We start from the raw sequence: 17,539 nt of genomic DNA, 5'->3' as shown, positions 1-17,539 counted from the left end.
TCCTGTCCGTCACTCCCCGAACCGGGGGCCGTCGAAGGTGGGCGCCTCGAAGGACGGTGCCTCGAAGGACGGTGCATCGAACGTCGGCGTCTCGAAGGGGGCGGCCTCGAACACGGGCATCTCCGTGGAGGTGACCGGCACGTCGGCGGCGGCCTCGGGCTCGCCGCCGAGGTTGGACAGGGCGGTGGTGCGTCCGAACTGCACCAGGGTGGCCGAGCGGGTCAACGTGTGGGACGCGTCGCTGCGCGTGCGGTCGAGACGGCACACGTTCGGGTCCATCGACGTGGCGCCGTCGTTCAGCGCGACGGTCGACACCACGTCCTGCAGGAAGTTGCCGGCGACCCGGTTGTCGGTGTGCAGGGTGCTGAGGAACTGCTCCTTGGTGGTGGACATCGGAGCACCGTTCTCGAAGTAGAGAACCGTGTCGATCGTCTCGGCGAGTTCGCGTCCGAAGTTCTTCGACGCCTCGGGGGAGCCGATGATCCGCGCCCAGTGCTGGCGGGTGTGGTCGCGGTCCTCCAGCTGCGGGGCGACCGACCAGGCGGTCAACCGGTCGAGCGGCGAGCCGGTGCCGGCACCGGACTGGCCGCGCAGCTGCCCCTCCGGCGGGGTGTGCTCGCCGGTGTGGTGCGACAGGCTGGCGGCCGCGTCCTCCATGAGGGAGTCCAGGGCGTTGGACGCCCACTGCGAGGGGAAGAGCTTCTCGCGGATGGAGTTGACCAGGGGGACGAGCTTCTCGTCGGGGACGGCGGCCTGCCCGATGCGGGTCGACAGCGGCAGCCCGGCCGACGGCGACGCCAGCCCCTCACCGGTGGACAGGTCACGGCCCAGCGGGCGCGAGATCGCCCGGCCCAGCACCGTCGACCAGCTCAGGAGCTGCCGGTAGGCGGCGATCTGGCGGTTGTAGTTCTCCATCGCCGCGTTCACGTTCGTGCCGGTGATCTGCACGTTCGCCCGGAACAACCGCAGGTTCTCGAGGTAGCGTTCCACCCCGCGCCGGGCACGGGCGTAGGCCACCATGTGGATGACCATCAGCACGAAGGAGCCCAGCAGGAACCAGCCCAGCGCCCAGCGCCAGTCGAAGCCGGAGAAGAAGCTGAGCTGCCACTCCGACTTGTAGTGGATGGTCGTCGAGTAGGCGAGGAACAGGATCAGCAGGAACTCGAGCCCCAGGAGGGAGAAGGTGGTCCTCGTGTAGGCCGAGTTCCTTCCGGCGGTGTCTCGGTGGTCGAGGTCGTCCAGGTTCTGCTTGTGCCGGTCGTACCTCTCCAACTGGTCGTGGACGTTGTGGCGGGACTGGTCGATCAGCCCGGTCAGGCCTTCGCCGGTCTGCCAGGCGAAGCTGCGGGACGCGGTCTGCTTCCACGCGGCGAAGTCCGCCTGGAGCTGCCGGATCTCCGGCTCGCGGGTCTGCCCGGCGACGAAGGCGATGCCCTCCTCGTAGGCGGCGGCCTTGCGCGCGTCGAAGGGACGGATGGTGGCGTCCTCCTCGGAGATGCCGAGGCGCTGGCCGAGCAGCGGGTGGAAACCGTGGAAGGAGTCGTCGACGTCCGGGACGGCCTGCCAGCCCTGGCGGACGATGGCGCGGTTGCCCCAGGCGTCCTTCGGGGACTGCAGGTTGCCCTGCTGGCGTTCGGTGCCGTCCACCAGTGTCAGCGAGATGTCCTTGTAGGAGTCCCACATCTCGGAGAGCTGGGGGACCTCGCCGACGCGCACGCCGGACTGCAGCGCCTGGCGGCGGTACCAGGCGGCGGTGGCGGACATGTCGTCCAGCGACATCGACTGGGCGGGGGACGACGCCGAGTTCGAGACCACCCGGACCGGGGAGTCCTCACCGTAGAGGAAGGTCTGGGTCCGGTTCTCCGCGGCGCGCAGCGTGGCCTGCCCGGCCTTCTGCGCCCAGCTCTTCGGACTGCCCAGACCCATGCGGAAGTAGTCGCCGAGGAAGGAGAACAACGCCTTCCACCACTTCTTGCGCACGACCTGTCCGCTGTCCTCCGGCTGCATGGGGGTGGTCAGAGACGGGCCGTGCTCGGCGAGCAGGCGTTGGGCCATGGCCTCGGGCACGCCCTCGTCCTGTCCCAGGTAGCTGGCCTGACGTCCGTCCGGGGTGACCGGCTGCGGCAGCCGGTCGCGGACGTCGGACGCCTGGCGGCGCAGCTGGTCCTCGACCGTGGAGGCGTCGATGGTGCGGTGGTACGAGCGTGCCAGACGCACGCGGTACTCGCCGCCGGTGGAGATCGGCGCGCCGTTGTCCTCGGTCAGCGCGCAGCCGGTGGCGCTGGACCACAGGCCGGTCAGACCGCACAGCGTGGGTGCGGCGACACGGGCGATGTCCGTGGGGTCACCGGCCCTGAGCACCGGCTCCAGTGGGGTGTGCGGGGCCTCGGAGTCCTCCGGGGCGATGGCCACGGTGGTCGGCCACGACTGGTGGCTGGTGGGGCTCCAGTTGCCGCGCGGCACGCGGGGCAAAAGGACCCGCACGCGGCCCGGTGCCGTCGACAGGCGCGACTCGACCGCGTTGGTCCACCGGTCGACGGCACCCATGTCGAGTCCGGCGCTGGTGGTCGTGGTGTCCGTGGCGCTCTCCACGTCGAGTGCGAGGAAGAGGATGGTCCCGGAGATCGTGCGCAACGCCTGGTCGAGGGGCAGGATGCGTTGGCCGCTCCCGCTGACAACGCGTACGGAGGGCGTGGCCGCCGCCGAGTCCGGCAGCCGGGGGTCCACCCAGTAGAACGGCTTGACCATGCCGAGCGAAGACAGGTCGGTCAGGTTGCGGCGCACCTGGTCGGCCACGGTGCCGTGGCCGAAGAAGATGACGGTCGGTGTGGTGTCGGTGGCGCTCATCAGAACAGGTCACCCCCGAAACCGGTGAAGGTCGGGCCGGACGTCGGGGCGGGCTGGCCGGCCGGCGGGCCGCCGGGTAGACCACCGGGCATCCCGGCCGGCGCCGCGGGCGCCTCGGCGCGCTGCTTCGCCTCGTCGAGCCTGGTCCGCAGTTTCGCGGTCATCTCGACCACGTCCGGGGCGAGGTCGTGGAACAGCGGCATGTTCGAGGCGTAGGAACGCTCTCGCACCGTGGCCCACGGCTTCTCCTGGGTCTGCGCACCGGGCAGGCCGGAGCCCTGACCGGGGATGAAGGCGTCGGCGTTGGTGGCGTAGGACGTGAGGTAGCGGGTCACGATGCCGTGGCGCTCCTCGACGTCGGCGCCCTGCGGCGCCTGGTCGGGACGCTCGCCGGAACCCAGGAAGGTGCTCAGACGCTCCACGACCGGGTGGATGATGTTCGTGCCGTCCGGTGTGGGGCCCTCGGTGGCGTTGTCGTACAGGCCGCGCAGCAGCTGGTAGGGGCGCAGCGACCAGGCAGGCTGGCCCTTGTCGTTGCGGGTCTGGATGTTGGCGTAGGCCAGCAGGACCGACTCGATCACGGCCGGCATCCAGTCGATCTTGTGGCGCATCTCCTTCGGCGGGGTGAGCAGCGGGTGCGGGAAGGGCACCCACTCGGAGCGGGCGTCGTCGTACACGTGCGCACGTGCGGTCGGCAGGCCGTCGTCCTGGATGTAGATCCGGCCGGTCGCGGTGCCCACGATCCAGCCGGCGACCATCGCCTTGCGCTCGTCGTCGGACAGCGGGACGGAGCCGGCGATCGTGCGGCTGCGGCGGTCCTTCCAGAAACCGGCGTTGTTGCGTCCGGTGCCCCATTCCTTGGCCACATGCGGGAACAGCGAGCTGTAGACCACCGGCGAGTAGTTCGGGTACGAGCCGAAGACGTCGATGTGGCGGATCTTCGTGTCCGTCGACAGTGCCCCGGTCAGCACGCTCTCGGTGGAGGGGTCCAGGTTGGTGGTCTCGTTGAGCACGGAGACCAGCTGGTCGGTGGCGGAGTTCGCCTTCAGCGGGATCTCGGAGAAGGTGTAGCGGTAGCTCTCGTCGGTGCCGTGCACCTGGCTGACCATCGTGGAGTCCACGGCGGCCAGGGGGCGGGCCTGCGCCAGCGCGGTGCTGAAAGCCTCGCGCAGGCGGGCGATGCGGCGGGCGAAGGTGGCGTCGTTCGTGGCCTCGTCCTGCGTCATGTAGCTGCGCAGGTCGGTGCCGATGAACTTCGAGAAGTGGTAGTCGGGACGCTGGATCCACAGCCGGGACCGCTCGAGCAGCTGGGCGGGGCGGATCCGCGCGGTGAACGAACCGTGGCGCGACTCGCGCTCCTCGTGACCGGATGGGGAGGAGACCAGGTGGCGGCTGACCCAGCCGGCACGGTTGCCGCCGGGACGTGCCGCGGCGGAGAGGGTGTTGTTCGGCGCCTTCTCCGAACCGTTGGTCTCCCACGTGCCCAGAACGACCGACTGGGAGGCGAGCTGTGTGGCGGCGGCCGCGTCGAAGACGGACGGCTCGGCGACACGCACGTCCTGCAGGACGTGGGCCTCGAAGTCGGAGGGGAAGCTGTCGACGTCGCTGATGAGGATCTCGTTGGCGGAGCCACGGAAGCGGTCGTTGATCATCTCGTCGCGGTTGCGGGGCCAGGCGACCGGGTCGTTGGTGGCCACGTCGGCGAGGTTGACGTTGACCTTCTTCTGCTTGTCGGCGTACTCGAGGTCGGCGTGGGCGTCGGTGAGTTCGCGGGTCAGCCGGCTCAGCGCGTTGTTGAGGAAGTCCTCCAGGACCGGTGCGAGGTATGCGGCCACGCGGATGCCGAAGTACTCGGTGAACTGGCCACGGTACTGCGTGGCGATGTTGTCGAGGATCTGGCCGGAACCGGTGACGGCCCCGTTGCCGGTGAGCGGCTGCAGCAGCTGGTCGATCGGCGGGGTGACCACCGCGGGGCTCCTGCCCCGGGTGGCGGCCACGTAGTTCTCCATGGGGTTGATGAGGCGCTGGCGGATGTCGTCGGCGAGCTTGTCGAGCACCTTCTCCACGAAGGGCAGGCCCACCGAGGCGAGCTCCTCCTCGGCCATCTGGATCACCACGTCGCAGAACCGGTCGGCGAACTCGTGCACGGACGCGTACGCCGCGGTGTCCAGCTGATCGTGGACGCCCGCCGGCACGCCCGGGTCGGTGAGACGGCTGCGCACCAGCGAGCCCCATTCGGCGGCCTTCATGCCGTCGGACGCGGGCAGACGCTGGCGCAGCCACACCTTGGACTGCTCGGCTGCGGTCTCGGCGAACTGTCCGAAGAGGTGCCCGATCCAGCCGGCGATGAACTGCTGGTTGGGCTGGGACTGCAGGACCGCCTTGTTGACCCAGACCCGGTCGAGGATTCGCGGGTAACGCTCGTTGAGCCGCTTCTGGAGCTGCTCCTCACCGGTGTCCGAGCTCAGCGGGTCCATGTGGCCGCGCAGGATCCGGTCGAAGGAGGTGCGGGCCAGGCGCTGGGCGGAGTACTCCGCGTAGCGGTCGCGGCCCATGCTGAGCTGGGCGTACCCCATGGAACCCCAGGGCATGGCGCTCCACGGCACGCGGTCGGCGTTGGCCCAGCCCAGGATGTTGCGGTCTGGCTGGTTGGCCGGCGGGTTGCCCAGGGAGTACTGCACGAAGCTGTCCGCGGACTTCTCCGAGGACATCAGTGCTGCCAGCGAGCGGCCGAGGCCACGGAAGATGGTGTTCGGGTCGCCGTCGCCGAAGCGGGCACCGGTGGCGCCCATGCGACCGCCGATGGGGAACAGGCGGGCGAAGGTGTTGCGCGAGGCGCCGGCCTCCACGCCGAGCGCCTTGAACAGGTCCACGTCCGCCTTGGTGGAGGACCCGGTCTGGGTGGCCACGGCCTCACCGAACATGGCCAGGGCGTTCGGCCAGGCGCCGACCATGGCGTCCGACGGGAGGTTCTCGAAGACCTCCGGGGTGTACATGAACACACCGGTGTGCTCCGGCTTGGCGTTCGGCAGGGTCGACAGGATCCGGCAGACGTCCAGGAACATCGAGGCACCGGCACCGCCGGCCATGGAGGAGACCACGAGGATCACCGGGGAGGCGTCCGCGGCACTGCTCTGGTGGCCGGTGATGCGGTGGTTCAGGTCGTTGAGTTCGGCGATGGTCGACGCCTCCTCGAGGACGTCCATCGCGGACTTGAGTTCCTCGCGCATCTTCGCGATCGACTGCAGGGTGAGCATGCGGCCGACCGCGCGGAACTGGCCGGCACCGTCGGAGACCGGGGTGGTGTTCGTCTCCGGTGCGCGCGGTGCCCAGGTGGCGATGTCGCCCAGGGCGCCGCGGCGGCCCAGGTACTGGGAGAGCCCCGAGTCGAAGGTGCGGTACTGCTGCTTGGAGCCGATGCCGACGTAGCGCCCACCGTTCTCGGGGACGTTGCCGAGCCCGCCCGGCCCCTTCTCCGGGTCGATCGGCACGTCGATGCTGACGAACTGCCATGCCTTCGGCAGCGAGGTCAGCGTGGGGTCGAACGACCGCAGGTGCGCCTTGAGCTGGTCGATCATGTACGCCTGGGTCTTGGCTCCGGAGCCACCGCAGCCGACGACGAGGAACTTCTTCACACTGTCTCCTTAGGGGTGATACTTGGGTCTTGCAGGGGTGTGCCGGGTGCGCTGGGGGTCAGCGGGGGCCGAACGGGCTGGATCCGGGGGATCCGAAGGGGTTGTCGCCGAAGTCGGGACCTGACTGGGTACCGGGCTGGGTGCCGGAGGGACCACCGTCGGACGGGGAGCCCCATCCGGTGGCCGGACCGCCGAAGGGGCTGGCCCCGGCGTCCGGTGAGAACGGTGCCGCGCCTGCGGCGCCGGCTGCGGGGTCGGAGGCGGCACCGCCGTCTCCACCTGCCCCGGCGCCCGAACCGGGTGCTGTCCCGGTCTCGGCCAGCGAGGTCGACAGACGGTTGAGCAGGTCCGGGGTGTCCGTGGTGATCTTGCCGACGAGCGCAGTCAACCGGTCGTCGGTGATTCGTTCGTCCACGGCGAGCACGACCTCGCCACGCGAGGGGTCACCCGGTGTGCCGATCACGAACCAGTGGTTGTGGACCGCCAGCGGCAGGCGCGCGGAGTCCTTGACCTGCAGGCCCTCGTCACTGATCGACGGGGTGGCGTCCACCACCGCGTACGGCGCCGACAACGGGTTCGCGCCGAGCTTCACCCTGACCTGCGTTCCGGCGAGGTTGACCTCGCGACCGGTGGAGGTCACCCGCGGGGTGCCGGAGACGATCTCGTCGAAGCCCACGGTGAAGGCGCCGCCGGTGTCCGGGCGCACGAGGCGTCCGTTGTCCACGCTCACCGGGATCCGCAGGGCGTGGATGCCGGGCGAGCCCGGGATGCGCCCGGTGAACCACTTCATCAGGTAGAGCACGCCCAGCGGGATGAGGATCGCCGCCAGCAGCGCGCCGATCAGCGTCGCGATGAACACGGCCGTGTTGACCGGGGCGGACATCGACCCGGTGAGCTCCACGTCGATCTCAGCGGTGGAGTCGCCCTCGGCGGAGACCAGGTTGACCGTGGGGGTCACCGAGACCCGGCCGTCGGCGAGGTCCTCGGTGCTCACGGTCACCGGCAGATCGGCGGTCTCACCCTCGGCGAGTTCCAGGGCGTTGTCGGCGCTGTTGTGTGGCGAGGACACCGACACCTGGTCCACGCCCTCGGGCAGCACGGTGGGACCGTCGCCGGCGGAGTAGGACGCGTCGGCGACCCACACCTTGCCGGGGCCGGTGACCGGCACGCTGACCTCGGTCTCCCGCGAGTCGATGGTCAGGTCGGCCGACCCCAGGGTCGGCATGTTGACCGGGGTGACCGTGACGGGGAAGCCAACGACGATCGGGCTCAGCGCCGTGCCGGGTGCCGAACCGGAGGCCTTGGTGGTGATGTTGGTCTGCACGACCACGTCACCCGCGGTGGGTTCGGTGATCGCGTCGAGGGGGAACTCGACGGCGTCGCCGTCGCTGACGGACGTCGGCTCACCGAGGTCGGTGCTGCGTCCGTTCCGGTCGATGAAGTGGGCGGTCATCGTGGCCTCGCCCTCGAGGTCCACGCCCGCGCCGTTGCGGTCGACGAGCGAGGCGGTGAGGACCTCGTCGGACTTCATGCCGCTGGGGATACCGTCGTCGAGCTCGTCGACCTTCACGGTCAGGCCCGGTTCGAGCACGACCTTGGCGTTGTAGCGGGCGGCGTCGGGGGCGTCGGCGCCGGAGGTGTCGTAACCGAAGGACCACTCGCCCTCCCAGCTCTCGCCGTCGGCGAGGGTCAGGTCGGCGTCGACCATGCCGTCGACGGCATCGGTGGTGGTCACGTTCACCTCGGCACCGCCGACGGTGTGCTCGCCCTCGGTGAGTTCGAGCTCGTCACCGTCCGGGGAGGTCAGCACCGGGGTGATGCCGTCGCCGATGGACGTGGTGGGCTGGGCGGAGAGCCGGACGGTGGTGATGGAGTTGTCCAGGGTGAACGGTTGCGGTTCGTTCATCGACAGGGTGGAGTCGATGCTGTTGGCGGTGGGGATGAAGTTGCGGAAGGACGCCAGCAGGCCGGCGGGGTCGGTGCCGGCGTCGAAGAACGCGCCGTTGGGTGCGGCACCGCCGCAGTCCTCCTCGGCCATCCGGGTGAGCAGTTCGCGCGGGTTGGCGGTGCTCTGCGGGATGAGGCCGACGCTGAAGAAGCGCACCCCGGAGTTGCGTAGGGAGGCCAGCGGGCTGCCGGGCCGGCAGACGTCCTCGGCGGCGGCCTCGCTGCTCTTCTCCTTGTCGGTGACGGCACCGTCGGTGAAGAAGAGGACGGACTGGCAGTCGCTGGGCTGTCCGTCCTCTCCGGTGGGGGCCGAGGCGAACTCGGTGAGCGCACCGTTGAGGGCGTCGCGGTAGGAGGTGTAGCCGTCCTCGTTGCGGTCGGTGAAGCCGTCGATGGGGTCGTCGAGCTCGTCGACGCCGTCGCGCACGTTCACCCATCCGCCGTAGTCGGAGGTGTCGTTGTGGTAGCCGTCGCCGAAGCCGGCGAGCTTCACGTTGATGTCGGCGTTCAGGTCGCCGGCGTGGATGCCGAGCTGGTTGACCAGGTCGCGGGTGGCGTCGACCCGTACGTTGCGGGGGTCGGTCGGCGGCTCTCCGTCGAAGCCCTTCAGTGACTCCGACTGGTCGATGATCAGCAGGATGTCGGCGGACTTCGTGGCGGCGATGCAGCTACCCAGGTCGGCGATGTTGTCCTGGCCGGTCTGCGACAGGCCGGTCTCCCCGCCGGGCTGGGCCGTCGCGGCGGGCAGGCCGAACATGGTGGCCGTGGACAGCAGTGCCGCGGCACCGACGGCGCTGACGGTGCTGACGGCACGGCGGGCCCGGGGGCGCAGGATGGTGTTGTCGGTCATTCGTCAGGCTCCCACGGTCTTGCTGATCCACAGTGCGATTTCGATGGCGGTGGCGATGACGCCCACGCAGGCCACACCGATGGCGACCTTGTACAGGACGGCCTGCGAGGAGGTCTCCACGTAGAAGTTCTCGGCGCGGCGGCGGGTGTCCTTCGCGGTGTGCACGCCGAGCAGGATGAAGGTCACGATGCCCGCCAGCGCCCAGCCGGCCAGGGCGAAGACCCGGAAGACGAAGTCGGTGGGTGACCCGGTCACCACGGCGATCACGGCGAAGACCACGCCGAGGACGGCCGTTGCCGTCGCCGTCGCGACGAAGGCCCAGGGGCCCGTGACGGGACCCGAGACCGGGCCGGAGGACGGACCGTCCGACGGGGTGGCAGCGGACGGCGCGCCGCCCGGCGTGAAACCGCCCGGGGACGACGCGAAGCCGGGGGAGGCTGACGGGGATCCGGACGGGGACCCGGGTGAAGACGACCCGGGAGAAGACCAGGTGGGGCCGTCGGAGGCAGGGCTACTGCCGAAGGGACTTGTCATGGTAAAGACCTACTTGGCGCTGAAGGACGACGGGGAGGAGCGTGGGCGGATGAGGACGGACTCGCGACGGGGACCGCCGGTCCGACGCCCACGGCTGAGCTTCAGATGTGCAGTCCCCTGGCGGGGGCTTGGAGAGGACCTCATGAGGCCAGGTATTTGCCTGGCCGGAAAATTAATACCCCGACCGTATCAGAACTATCTCATGGTTGATTCAGGTCTTGCGTGCCTGGGCGGATGCCGGCCGGGTGGGGCCGGAAGGGCACGGTGGGGAGGTGTGGTGAGGGAGGGTGGCGGAGCGGGGCTCTGGGGGCGCTGACGGTGAGGCGGCGAGCGGGGTGGTGCCCGGTCGGGTGTTCGGTGCTAGCTCAGCGGGATTCCGCGGGCGTCGCGGTCGTACTTCCCGCCGCCGATGAGGATCATGATGAACTCGATGAACGCCCAGATGCCGACGGCGAAGATGAACAGGAAACCGATGGCGAAGATGGCGGTGAGGTAGCCGAAGATGGTGAGGATCAGCTGGCACACGGCCTTGCCGGTGTAACCGAGGTAGAAGTTGTGGATGCCCAGGGCGCCCAGGAAGAACGCCAGCAGGGCGGCGGCGAGCTTCGACTTCTGGGGGCCGGTGTACATGGGGGCGCCGTAGCCGGCGTGCTGCGGCATGTTCCCCTGCGGGTAGTGCTGGGGAGCCTGCTGCTGGTACTGCTGCGGCTGCTGGTGGTTCTGCTGGTACTGCTGCGGCTGCGACGGGTACTGCGCCGCACCGTAGGAGCCGCCCTGCGGCGCCGGGTTTCCGGAGTTGCCGCTGTCCTGGGGGGTGCTGAAGGGGTTGGTCACTGAAGGCTCTCCTCGATCTACTGGCTACTCGACGTGGTGTCAGGGGCCACGTCGGCAAGTAGAGGATAACCTACCAGATAAGAAGCGTTTATTTAACCTCTTCTATTCAGGCTGCTCTTGGTAAGAGCGTGGACCGCCTCCCACCTGGCGGTCTGCCCTGGCGTTACCGCTAGTCCAACCGCCCCAGGTCGCGCAGCACGTTGCGCACGTGCTCGGCCGCCCCCGGCCCCTCGTACTCGCCGACGATCTCGTCCACCGGCCCGCAGGACCGGATCTGGCCGTGGTCGACCCACAGGGCGGAGTCGCACAGCTGCGCCAGGAACTCGTTGGAGTGCGAGGCGAACACCAGGATGCCGGACTTCTCCACCAGCGACTGCAGGCGGATCCGCGCCTTCTCCATGAAGGCGGCGTCCACCGCGCCGATGCCCTCGTCCAGCAGAAGGATCTCCGGCTCGATCGAGGTCACCACGCCCAGTGCCACGCGCACGCGCATGCCGGTGGAGTAGGTGCGCAACGGCATGGCCAGGTAGTCGCCGAGCTCGGTGAACTCGGCGATCTCGTCCATCTTCTTCTCCATGGACCTCCGGCTCTCGCCGAGGAAGAGGCCACGGATGATGATGTTCTCGAAGCCGCTGATCTCCGGGTCCATGCCCACACCCAGGTCGAAGACCGGTGCCACACGTCCCTTCACCGCGGCGGAACCGCGCGTGGGTTCGTAGATGCCCGACAGCAGGCGCAGCAGCGTGGACTTGCCGGCACCGTTGTGGCCGACCAGGCCGATGCGGTCGCCCTCCTCGAGGTGCAGGTTCACGTCACGCAGCGCCTCGACGACCACGGTGTTGTCGGAGTTTCGTCCGATCGCGCCGCCGGCCGCGCCGAGGAAGGCCTTCTTCAGGGAGCGGGACTTGGCGTCGAAGATGGGGAAGTCGACGCAGGCGTCGTAGGTGTCGATGGAAACCATGGTTGTTCTCCTTTAAACCCAGTAGCTCACGCGGGAGCGCCACTGGCGCATGAACACCATGGCGAACAGGGTGCCGAGTACGGTCAGTCCGATGACGATGAGCCAGGAGTGCATCTCGACCGGCTCGTCGATCATCGGTCCGCGGACCACGCTGAGGTAGTGGAAGAGGGGGTTGATCTCGGCGATCCGTGCGCGCTCGGCCACGGCACCGCCCTGCTCGAGCAGTGTCTTGGTCGTCCACACGATCGGGGTCATGTAGAACAGCAGCTGCACCAGCGACTCCAGCAGCGGGGCGACGTCGCGGTAGCGGGTGGCGATGATGCCGAAGAACATCGACACCCACACGCCGTTGGCGACCAGCAGCGCCAGGCCCGGCACGGCCAGCAGGACCTCCCAGCCCACGGGGATCTGGAAGACCACCAGCAGGATCACCCAGATGACGAGGTTGTGGCACAGGATCAGGAACTGCTTCCAGACCAGTCGGTAGACGTGCACGCTCAGCGCGCTGGGCAGCTGCTTGATCAGCCCCTCGTTGGCGATGAAGACCTGCGAGCCCTCGATGATGCACCCGGAGATGAATCCCCACATGATCAGGCCCACGGCGACGTGGGGGAGGAACTCCTTGAGGTCCATCTGGAAGAGCATCGAGTACAGCAGGCCGAGGGCCAGGGCCATCACGCCGGTTGCCAGGGTGATCCACAGCGGGCCCAGCAGGCTGCGCCGGTAGCGCTGCTTGATGTCCTGCCAACCCAGGGCGAGCCAGAGCTCACGCTGGCCGAACCCGCTCTTCAGGTCCTGCCACGCGGCACCGAACGTCTGGGAACGGGAGGTGGGTGCCTCGCCGTCCACAGGGGCGGCGACGAAGCGCTCGTACTGCGGTGCGGTGGCCACCGGCCGGGGGTTTTCTGAATCTGACACGTGGTTACGGTACTCCGGAACGGGCGGGTGTGCGGTAATCAACGCCGGTACCACTCATGTCCGTGGGTCGATGTAGTATCGGTGACGTTGACGGGACGGCGCGGTGGTTCACTGCGCCCAAGTAGCTTGACCTGCAGGAATATTCTCAGTCTGCCGGTGTGGCGAGATGCGGAAAGGGGCAGTCGGAAGTGTTCGACATCGCGAGGGTGCGAGGCCTCTACGAATCCCTGTCGGAGGGCTGGACCTACCTCAATGCAGGACGGCGCGCGCAGGTGCCCGAGAAAGTCAGTTCGGCCGTGTCACGGGCGTTCCGTGCGTCCCCGCTGCAGGGGCAGGACGGTGGCCCGCGTGGCGACCGGTACGTGTCGGCGGCCCGTGAGGCCGTCGCCGACCTGGTCGGTGCGTCCCCCGAGTGCGTGGTGCTGGGGCCCAGTCGGGCCACGTTGCTGAGCACCCTGGCCACGGCCGTGCCCGCGAAGCTGCGCATGGGCCGTGAGGTCGTGCTCAGCCGGGTGGACGAGCCGTCCAACATCACGCCCTGGAAGCTCGCCGCGGACCTCTACGGTGCCTCGGTGCGGTGGGCGGAGGCGGACCTGACCACCGGCGCGCTGCCTGCCTGGCAGTTCACCAGCCTCATCAGCCTGGACACCTCGATCGTCGCGGTGCCGGCGGCGAACGCCCACCTGGGCACCGTCACCGACGTGCGCGCGATCGCCGACATCATGCGGGCGAAGTCGCGGGCGTGGCTCGTCGTGGACGCGGGCGCCTACGCGCCCTACCGTCTGATCGACATGGACGCGTGGGACGCGGACGTCGTCGCCCTCGACCTTGCCCCGCTCGGCGGCCCGGAGGTCGGCGCCCTGGTGTTCCGCGACCCCTCACTGCTGGCGGAGCTGCACCTGGTGGAGCTGCGCCGCGGACGCCACGCCGCTCCGGACGCGCAGGAGCTCACCGCCCGCCGCGTCGCCGAGCTCGAGCGTGACGGCAACGCCCCCGGCATGTTCGGCGGCGTCCCCGCCGCCGTGGACCACCTCGCCGGGTTGGACGAGGAGGCCACCGGCCCGCGTCGCGAACGTCTGCGCACGTCCCTGCAGTCCGCCGAGGAATACCTCGGACGGCTCGCCGGATACCTCGTCGACGGACTGCGGGACCTGGAGAACGTGCACGTGGTGGGTGTGGACGGGGAGATCGACGTCGACACCGAGCACGACCACAACAGCTGGGGCTCGGTCCCGGACGACAGCGGCCGTCACTTCGGCCCGGTCGACCGCCTGCCGCGGGTGAGCTTCCTGGTCCAGGGCATCGAGGCGTCCACGGTGGGTGAGCGGCTGCTCAGCAACGGGGTCGTGGCGCAGACCGTCGGCCTGGAGGAGAGTGCCCTGTTCGACCAGATGGGTGTGGCTGAGATGGGCGGCGCGGTCTGCGTCGCCCTGGCCCCCCACAACACGCAGATGGACATGGACCACCTCGTCCGGGTGATCGGCGGGATCGTCTAGTCGGTGACCTCGAGGATCGCCTTGCCGGTGATCCTGCCGTCCAGCAACTGCTGGTGGGCGTGGGCGGCGTCCTGCACCGGGAAGACCCGGTCAACGTGGTGGCTGATCCGTCCGTCCTCCAGCATCGGCCACACGTTCTTCACCGTGTCCGCCACCACGCGTGCCTTGTCCTCGCGGTCACGGTAACGCAGGCCGGTGGCGGAGATGTTGCCGCGTTTGGCGAGCAGCTTGCCGATGTTGAGCTCGCCCTTCACACCGCCCTGCATGCCGATGATCACCAGGTGACCGTCCGGAGCCAGTGCGGAGATGTTGCCGTCCAGGTACTTCGCGCCGATGATGTCGAGGACCACGTCCGCACCGCCGAGTTCCTTGATGACCTTGACGAAGTCCTCCTCGCGGTAGTTGATCAGCACGTCCGCGCCGTAGCGACGGCACACGTCGAGCTTCTCGGAGCTGCCCGCGGTGACCGCGACCCGTACGCCCAGCGCGTGGGCCATCTGGATGGCGAAGATGCCGATACCGCCGCCACCGCCGTGGATGAGCAGGGTGTCGCCCTCGTGCAGGCGCGCGGTCATCATCAGGTTCGACCACACGGTGCAGGCCGCCTCGATCACGCTGGCGGTCTCGGCCAGGCCGAAGCCGTCCGGCACCGGCACGAGCTGGCCGACGGGGACCACCGTGTACTGCGCGTACCCGCCGCCGGAGAGCAGGGCGCCGACCTCGTCGCCCTCCCGGTAGGGGGTCCCGTCCGGACGCTCGCAGCCGTTCGGGTCGACGACGATGCCGGCGGCCTCCAGCCCCAGGATCTCCGACACCCCCTTCGGCGGCGGGTAGTTCCCCTTGGCCTGGAGCGTGTCGGCGCGGTTCAGGCCGGCGGCGGTGACCTGCACGAGCACCTCACCGTCCTGCGGGGTGGGGATGTGGGTCTCCTGCCAGTGCAGGGCCTGGGGATCGTCGGGGTCAGTCTGGATGATGGCCTTCATGTTCCCGTTCATGGCCGCCAGCCTAGTCATCCTGCGGCTACGAGGGGTGGACACCGACAGGAGGCCCGCGGTGGGTTAGAATCAGGGCGCGCCGGACGCACCAGGTGTGCGTGCGGCCAGGGAGACGTGGCAGAGCGGCCGAATGCACTGGTCTTGAAAACCAGCGACGAGCGATCGTCCAGGGGTTCAAATCCCCTCGTCTCCGCCAATGTGAGTGCGGTACCCGCGGGAGGGGCGCGCGACTTCATCCTGGGGCACGGCATGGAATGGCGTGGCCGGATGATCCGGGCGTGAGGATTTTGTTGTCCACGGCTAAGTACTCGTGTAGGTTCAGCGGCGTCCCTCACACGCCTGCCCCCCGGCGGACGGTGGTCACACATCGACCGGAAGTCACCGATGCCCCCTACGCAACAGTCGGCACCGCGTCCGTCCTCCTCGCAGAAGACGGGCCCCACACCCGGCCCCACGACGGGAGCGTCCTTCGGGATCGGCCTCGTCCTCATCGCCCTCGGGCTCCTCGCCGTCGCGCTCGTCCCGAAGCCAGAGATCTACGGCTCCGGCCTGCTGCTGACCATCGCCGCAGCTGCCGTGGCGGTCCTGCTCCTGCTCATCATGAAGATGAAGCTGCACCCGGTGATCGCGCTGGTGCTGGTGAGCCTCGGAACCGCCCTGGCCACCGGCATCACCATGACCGAGGTGCTCGACGTCCTGCTCGACGGCTTCGGCAGCACCCTCGGCGAGGTCGGGCTCCTGCTCGCCTTCGGCGTGATGTTCGCCCGGCTCTTCGAGACCAGCGGCGGGGCCGCGGCCCTGTCCTCGGCGATGATCGACCGCCTGGGGGAGAAGCGCGCCCCCTTCGCCCTGGGTGTCGCCTCGCTGATGTTCGGGTTCCCCATCTTCTTCGACGCCGCCTTCATGGTGATGCTGCCGATCCTGCTGGCCACCGCGCGCCGGCTCGGCGGCAGCGTCCTGATTTACGTGCTCCCCGCTGCCGCGGCGCTGTCCACCATGCACGTCCTGCTGCCGCCGCACCCCGGGGTCGTCGCGGCCACGGTGCTGCTCGGCGCGGACGTCGGCCTGGTGGTCCTCGTCGGCCTCGTCGTCGCGATCCCCTCCTGGTACATCTCCGGCTACCTCTACGGCATGTGGATCGGCAAGCGGATCGACCTGCCCGTCCCCGAGCTCGTGACCGGTGGTCCGCAGGTCGACGACGTCGAACCGCCGCGCGTCCGGGTCCTGGTCGGCCTGCTCGCCCTGCCCCTGGTGCTGATCTTCATGAACACGCTGGTCACCACGTTGGGACGCACGGGCACGATCGACCCGGACGCCACCTGGGCCGCGGGCCTGGTCCTGCTCGGCTCCACGCCGATCGCGCTGTTGATCACCGTGCTCGCCTCCTGCTGGGTCATCGGCGTCCGCAGGGGCAACGCCCCCGAGGTGATCGAGGACATGCTCGACAACGCCCTGAAGCCCATCGCGCCGGTCATGTTGATCACCGGTGCCGGCGGCATGTTCGGCGGCGTCCTGCTCGCCAGCGGCATCGGCGACGCGCTCTCCGGGACGCTGCAGGACACCGGCCTTCCGCTCGTCGCCGCTGTGTTCGTCGTCGCCGCCATCGTCCGCGTCGCGCTCGGCACGGCGACGGTCGCGATCACCACGGCCGCGGGGCTGCTGGGCGCCTCGGTGGCGGCGGCCGGACTGAGTCCGCTGCAGACCGCGGCGTTGACCATCGTGCTCGCAGGTGGGTCCTCCGTGCTGTCCCACGTCAACGACGCCAGCTTCTGGCTCATCGGCCGACTGCTGGGGATGAGCGTGCCGCAGACGTTCAAGACCTGGACGGTCATCAAGACCCTGATCGGCTGTGTCGCTGCCGCGCTCGGAACCGTGATCTACCTGATCGCGTAGACGGACGGAGGCCTCAGGCGACCACGTCCACCACGTCGCCGACCTGCAGGGAGTTGAAGAAGGCGACGGCGTCGTCGTGCAGCAGGTGGACGCAGCCGTGGGAGAGCACGCCCGGATCGCCCTCGTGGAACGCGATGCCGATGTCACCGGGGTACGTCGACCCGGCGGAGAAGAACACCGAGAACGGCATCGGCGCGTCGTAGGCGGTCGACCACCAGTTGGCGTCCTTGCGGGTGACCTGCGTGGTGCCGACCGGGGTCTCGAAGCCGGCGCGCCCGGTGCTCGCCGCGACCGGGCCGCGCGTGACCGTTCCCGCGCCGTCCTGCAGCCAGGCGGTCTGGTCGCCCAGGCTGATGCACGCCTTGGCCTCCACGGCACACGGGGCGTTCACGGGAGCCGGAGACGGGGACGGAGCTGGAGACGGTGCAGGTGCAGGCGCCGGCGCGGGAACCGGTGTCGAGCCGTCCGGCAGCAGGTCGGAGGCCCACGAGGGTAGCTGGGGGAGCGCAGGCATCTGGAGTGCCGGCGCGGCGTTCGCCGGGGCGGCGAAGCTTAGGGTCAGGGCAGCGGTGCCGGCGAACAACGACAGGACTCGACCGATTCTCTTCATCGGACGCACCTCCGGAGGA

General features: G+C 69.3%; 11 protein-coding genes and 1 tRNA gene. 3 read left to right on the top strand and 9 right to left on the bottom strand.

Annotated features, from left to right (window positions below):
- Positions 1 to 9: 9 nt before the first annotated feature.
- The 7 genes from ACT3TD_RS01360 to wzm form a co-directional block, all read right to left on the bottom strand.
- Positions 10 to 2,847 (bottom strand): hypothetical protein, encoded by a 2,838-nt coding sequence (locus ACT3TD_RS01360; protein ID WP_441582259.1) that lies wholly within the window; start codon positions 2,845 to 2,847, stop codon positions 10 to 12.
- Positions 2,847 to 6,482 carry a tubulin-like doman-containing protein gene (locus ACT3TD_RS01355; RefSeq protein ID WP_301443519.1) on the bottom strand — a complete coding sequence of 1,212 codons (3,636 nt, stop codon included), beginning with the start codon at positions 6,480 to 6,482 and terminating at the stop codon, positions 2,847 to 2,849. Before ACT3TD_RS01355 ends, ACT3TD_RS01360 begins: the two co-directional genes overlap by 1 nt.
- 58 nt (positions 6,483 to 6,540) lie before the next feature.
- Positions 6,541 to 9,279 (bottom strand): vWA domain-containing protein, encoded by a 2,739-nt coding sequence (locus tag ACT3TD_RS01350; protein ID WP_441579489.1) that lies wholly within the window; start codon positions 9,277 to 9,279, stop codon positions 6,541 to 6,543.
- 3 nt (positions 9,280 to 9,282) lie between these two features.
- A complete protein-coding gene (locus ACT3TD_RS01345) occupies positions 9,283 to 9,813 on the bottom strand; it encodes a hypothetical protein (RefSeq protein WP_301444000.1) in 531 nt (176 codons plus the stop codon).
- Positions 9,814 to 10,173: 360 nt separating this feature from the next.
- Entirely contained in the window at positions 10,174 to 10,647 is a 474-nt protein-coding gene (locus ACT3TD_RS01340; RefSeq protein WP_301442256.1) for an NINE protein, read from the bottom strand.
- A 169-nt stretch (positions 10,648 to 10,816) separates the two neighbouring features.
- The gene (wzt, locus tag ACT3TD_RS01335; RefSeq protein WP_301442257.1) at positions 10,817 to 11,608 is read right to left on the bottom strand and encodes a galactan export ABC transporter ATP-binding subunit Wzt/RfbE; all 792 of its coding nucleotides are present in this window, start codon (positions 11,606 to 11,608) and stop codon (positions 10,817 to 10,819) included.
- Between the two features lie 12 nt (positions 11,609 to 11,620).
- The gene (gene wzm / locus ACT3TD_RS01330; protein ID WP_441579490.1) at positions 11,621 to 12,526 is read right to left on the bottom strand and encodes a galactan export ABC transporter permease subunit Wzm/RfbD; all 906 of its coding nucleotides are present in this window, start codon (positions 12,524 to 12,526) and stop codon (positions 11,621 to 11,623) included.
- 188 nt (positions 12,527 to 12,714) lie between these two features.
- Here wzm and ACT3TD_RS01325 point away from each other — a divergent pair, with 188 nt between their 5' ends.
- A complete protein-coding gene (locus tag ACT3TD_RS01325) occupies positions 12,715 to 14,022 on the top strand; it encodes an aminotransferase class V-fold PLP-dependent enzyme (RefSeq protein WP_301442258.1) in 1,308 nt (435 codons plus the stop codon).
- Here ACT3TD_RS01325 and ACT3TD_RS01320 read toward each other — a convergent pair.
- Complete coding sequence (locus ACT3TD_RS01320) at positions 14,019 to 15,005, bottom strand: NAD(P)H-quinone oxidoreductase (protein WP_301442267.1); 987 nt, start codon at positions 15,003 to 15,005, stop codon at positions 14,019 to 14,021. The two genes, ACT3TD_RS01325 and ACT3TD_RS01320, sit on opposite strands and share 4 nt — an antisense overlap.
- Positions 15,006 to 15,125: 120 nt before the next feature.
- On the opposite strand from ACT3TD_RS01320, the gene ACT3TD_RS01315 reads away from it, so the two are divergent.
- Together ACT3TD_RS01315 and ACT3TD_RS01310 are read left to right on the top strand one after the other, a co-directional pair.
- Positions 15,126 to 15,213 (top strand) — tRNA-Ser (locus ACT3TD_RS01315).
- Positions 15,214 to 15,401: 188 nt separating this feature from the next.
- On the top strand, positions 15,402 to 16,910 hold the full coding sequence (locus tag ACT3TD_RS01310; RefSeq protein ID WP_301442259.1) for a GntP family permease: 1,509 nt from the start codon (positions 15,402 to 15,404) through the stop codon (positions 16,908 to 16,910).
- A 13-nt stretch (positions 16,911 to 16,923) separates the two neighbouring features.
- On the opposite strand, the gene ACT3TD_RS01305 is transcribed toward ACT3TD_RS01310, so the two are convergent.
- Positions 16,924 to 17,520, bottom strand: a complete 597-nt coding sequence (locus ACT3TD_RS01305; protein WP_301442260.1) for a L,D-transpeptidase — start codon at positions 17,518 to 17,520, stop codon at positions 16,924 to 16,926.
- Positions 17,521 to 17,539 lie beyond the last annotated feature (19 nt).

This window comes from Corynebacterium sp. AOP36-E1-14 (assembly GCF_052377495.1).
In the GTDB taxonomy this organism is placed as follows: domain Bacteria; phylum Actinomycetota; class Actinomycetes; order Mycobacteriales; family Mycobacteriaceae; genus Corynebacterium.
This window is presented reverse-complemented; position numbering and strand designations above follow the sequence as displayed.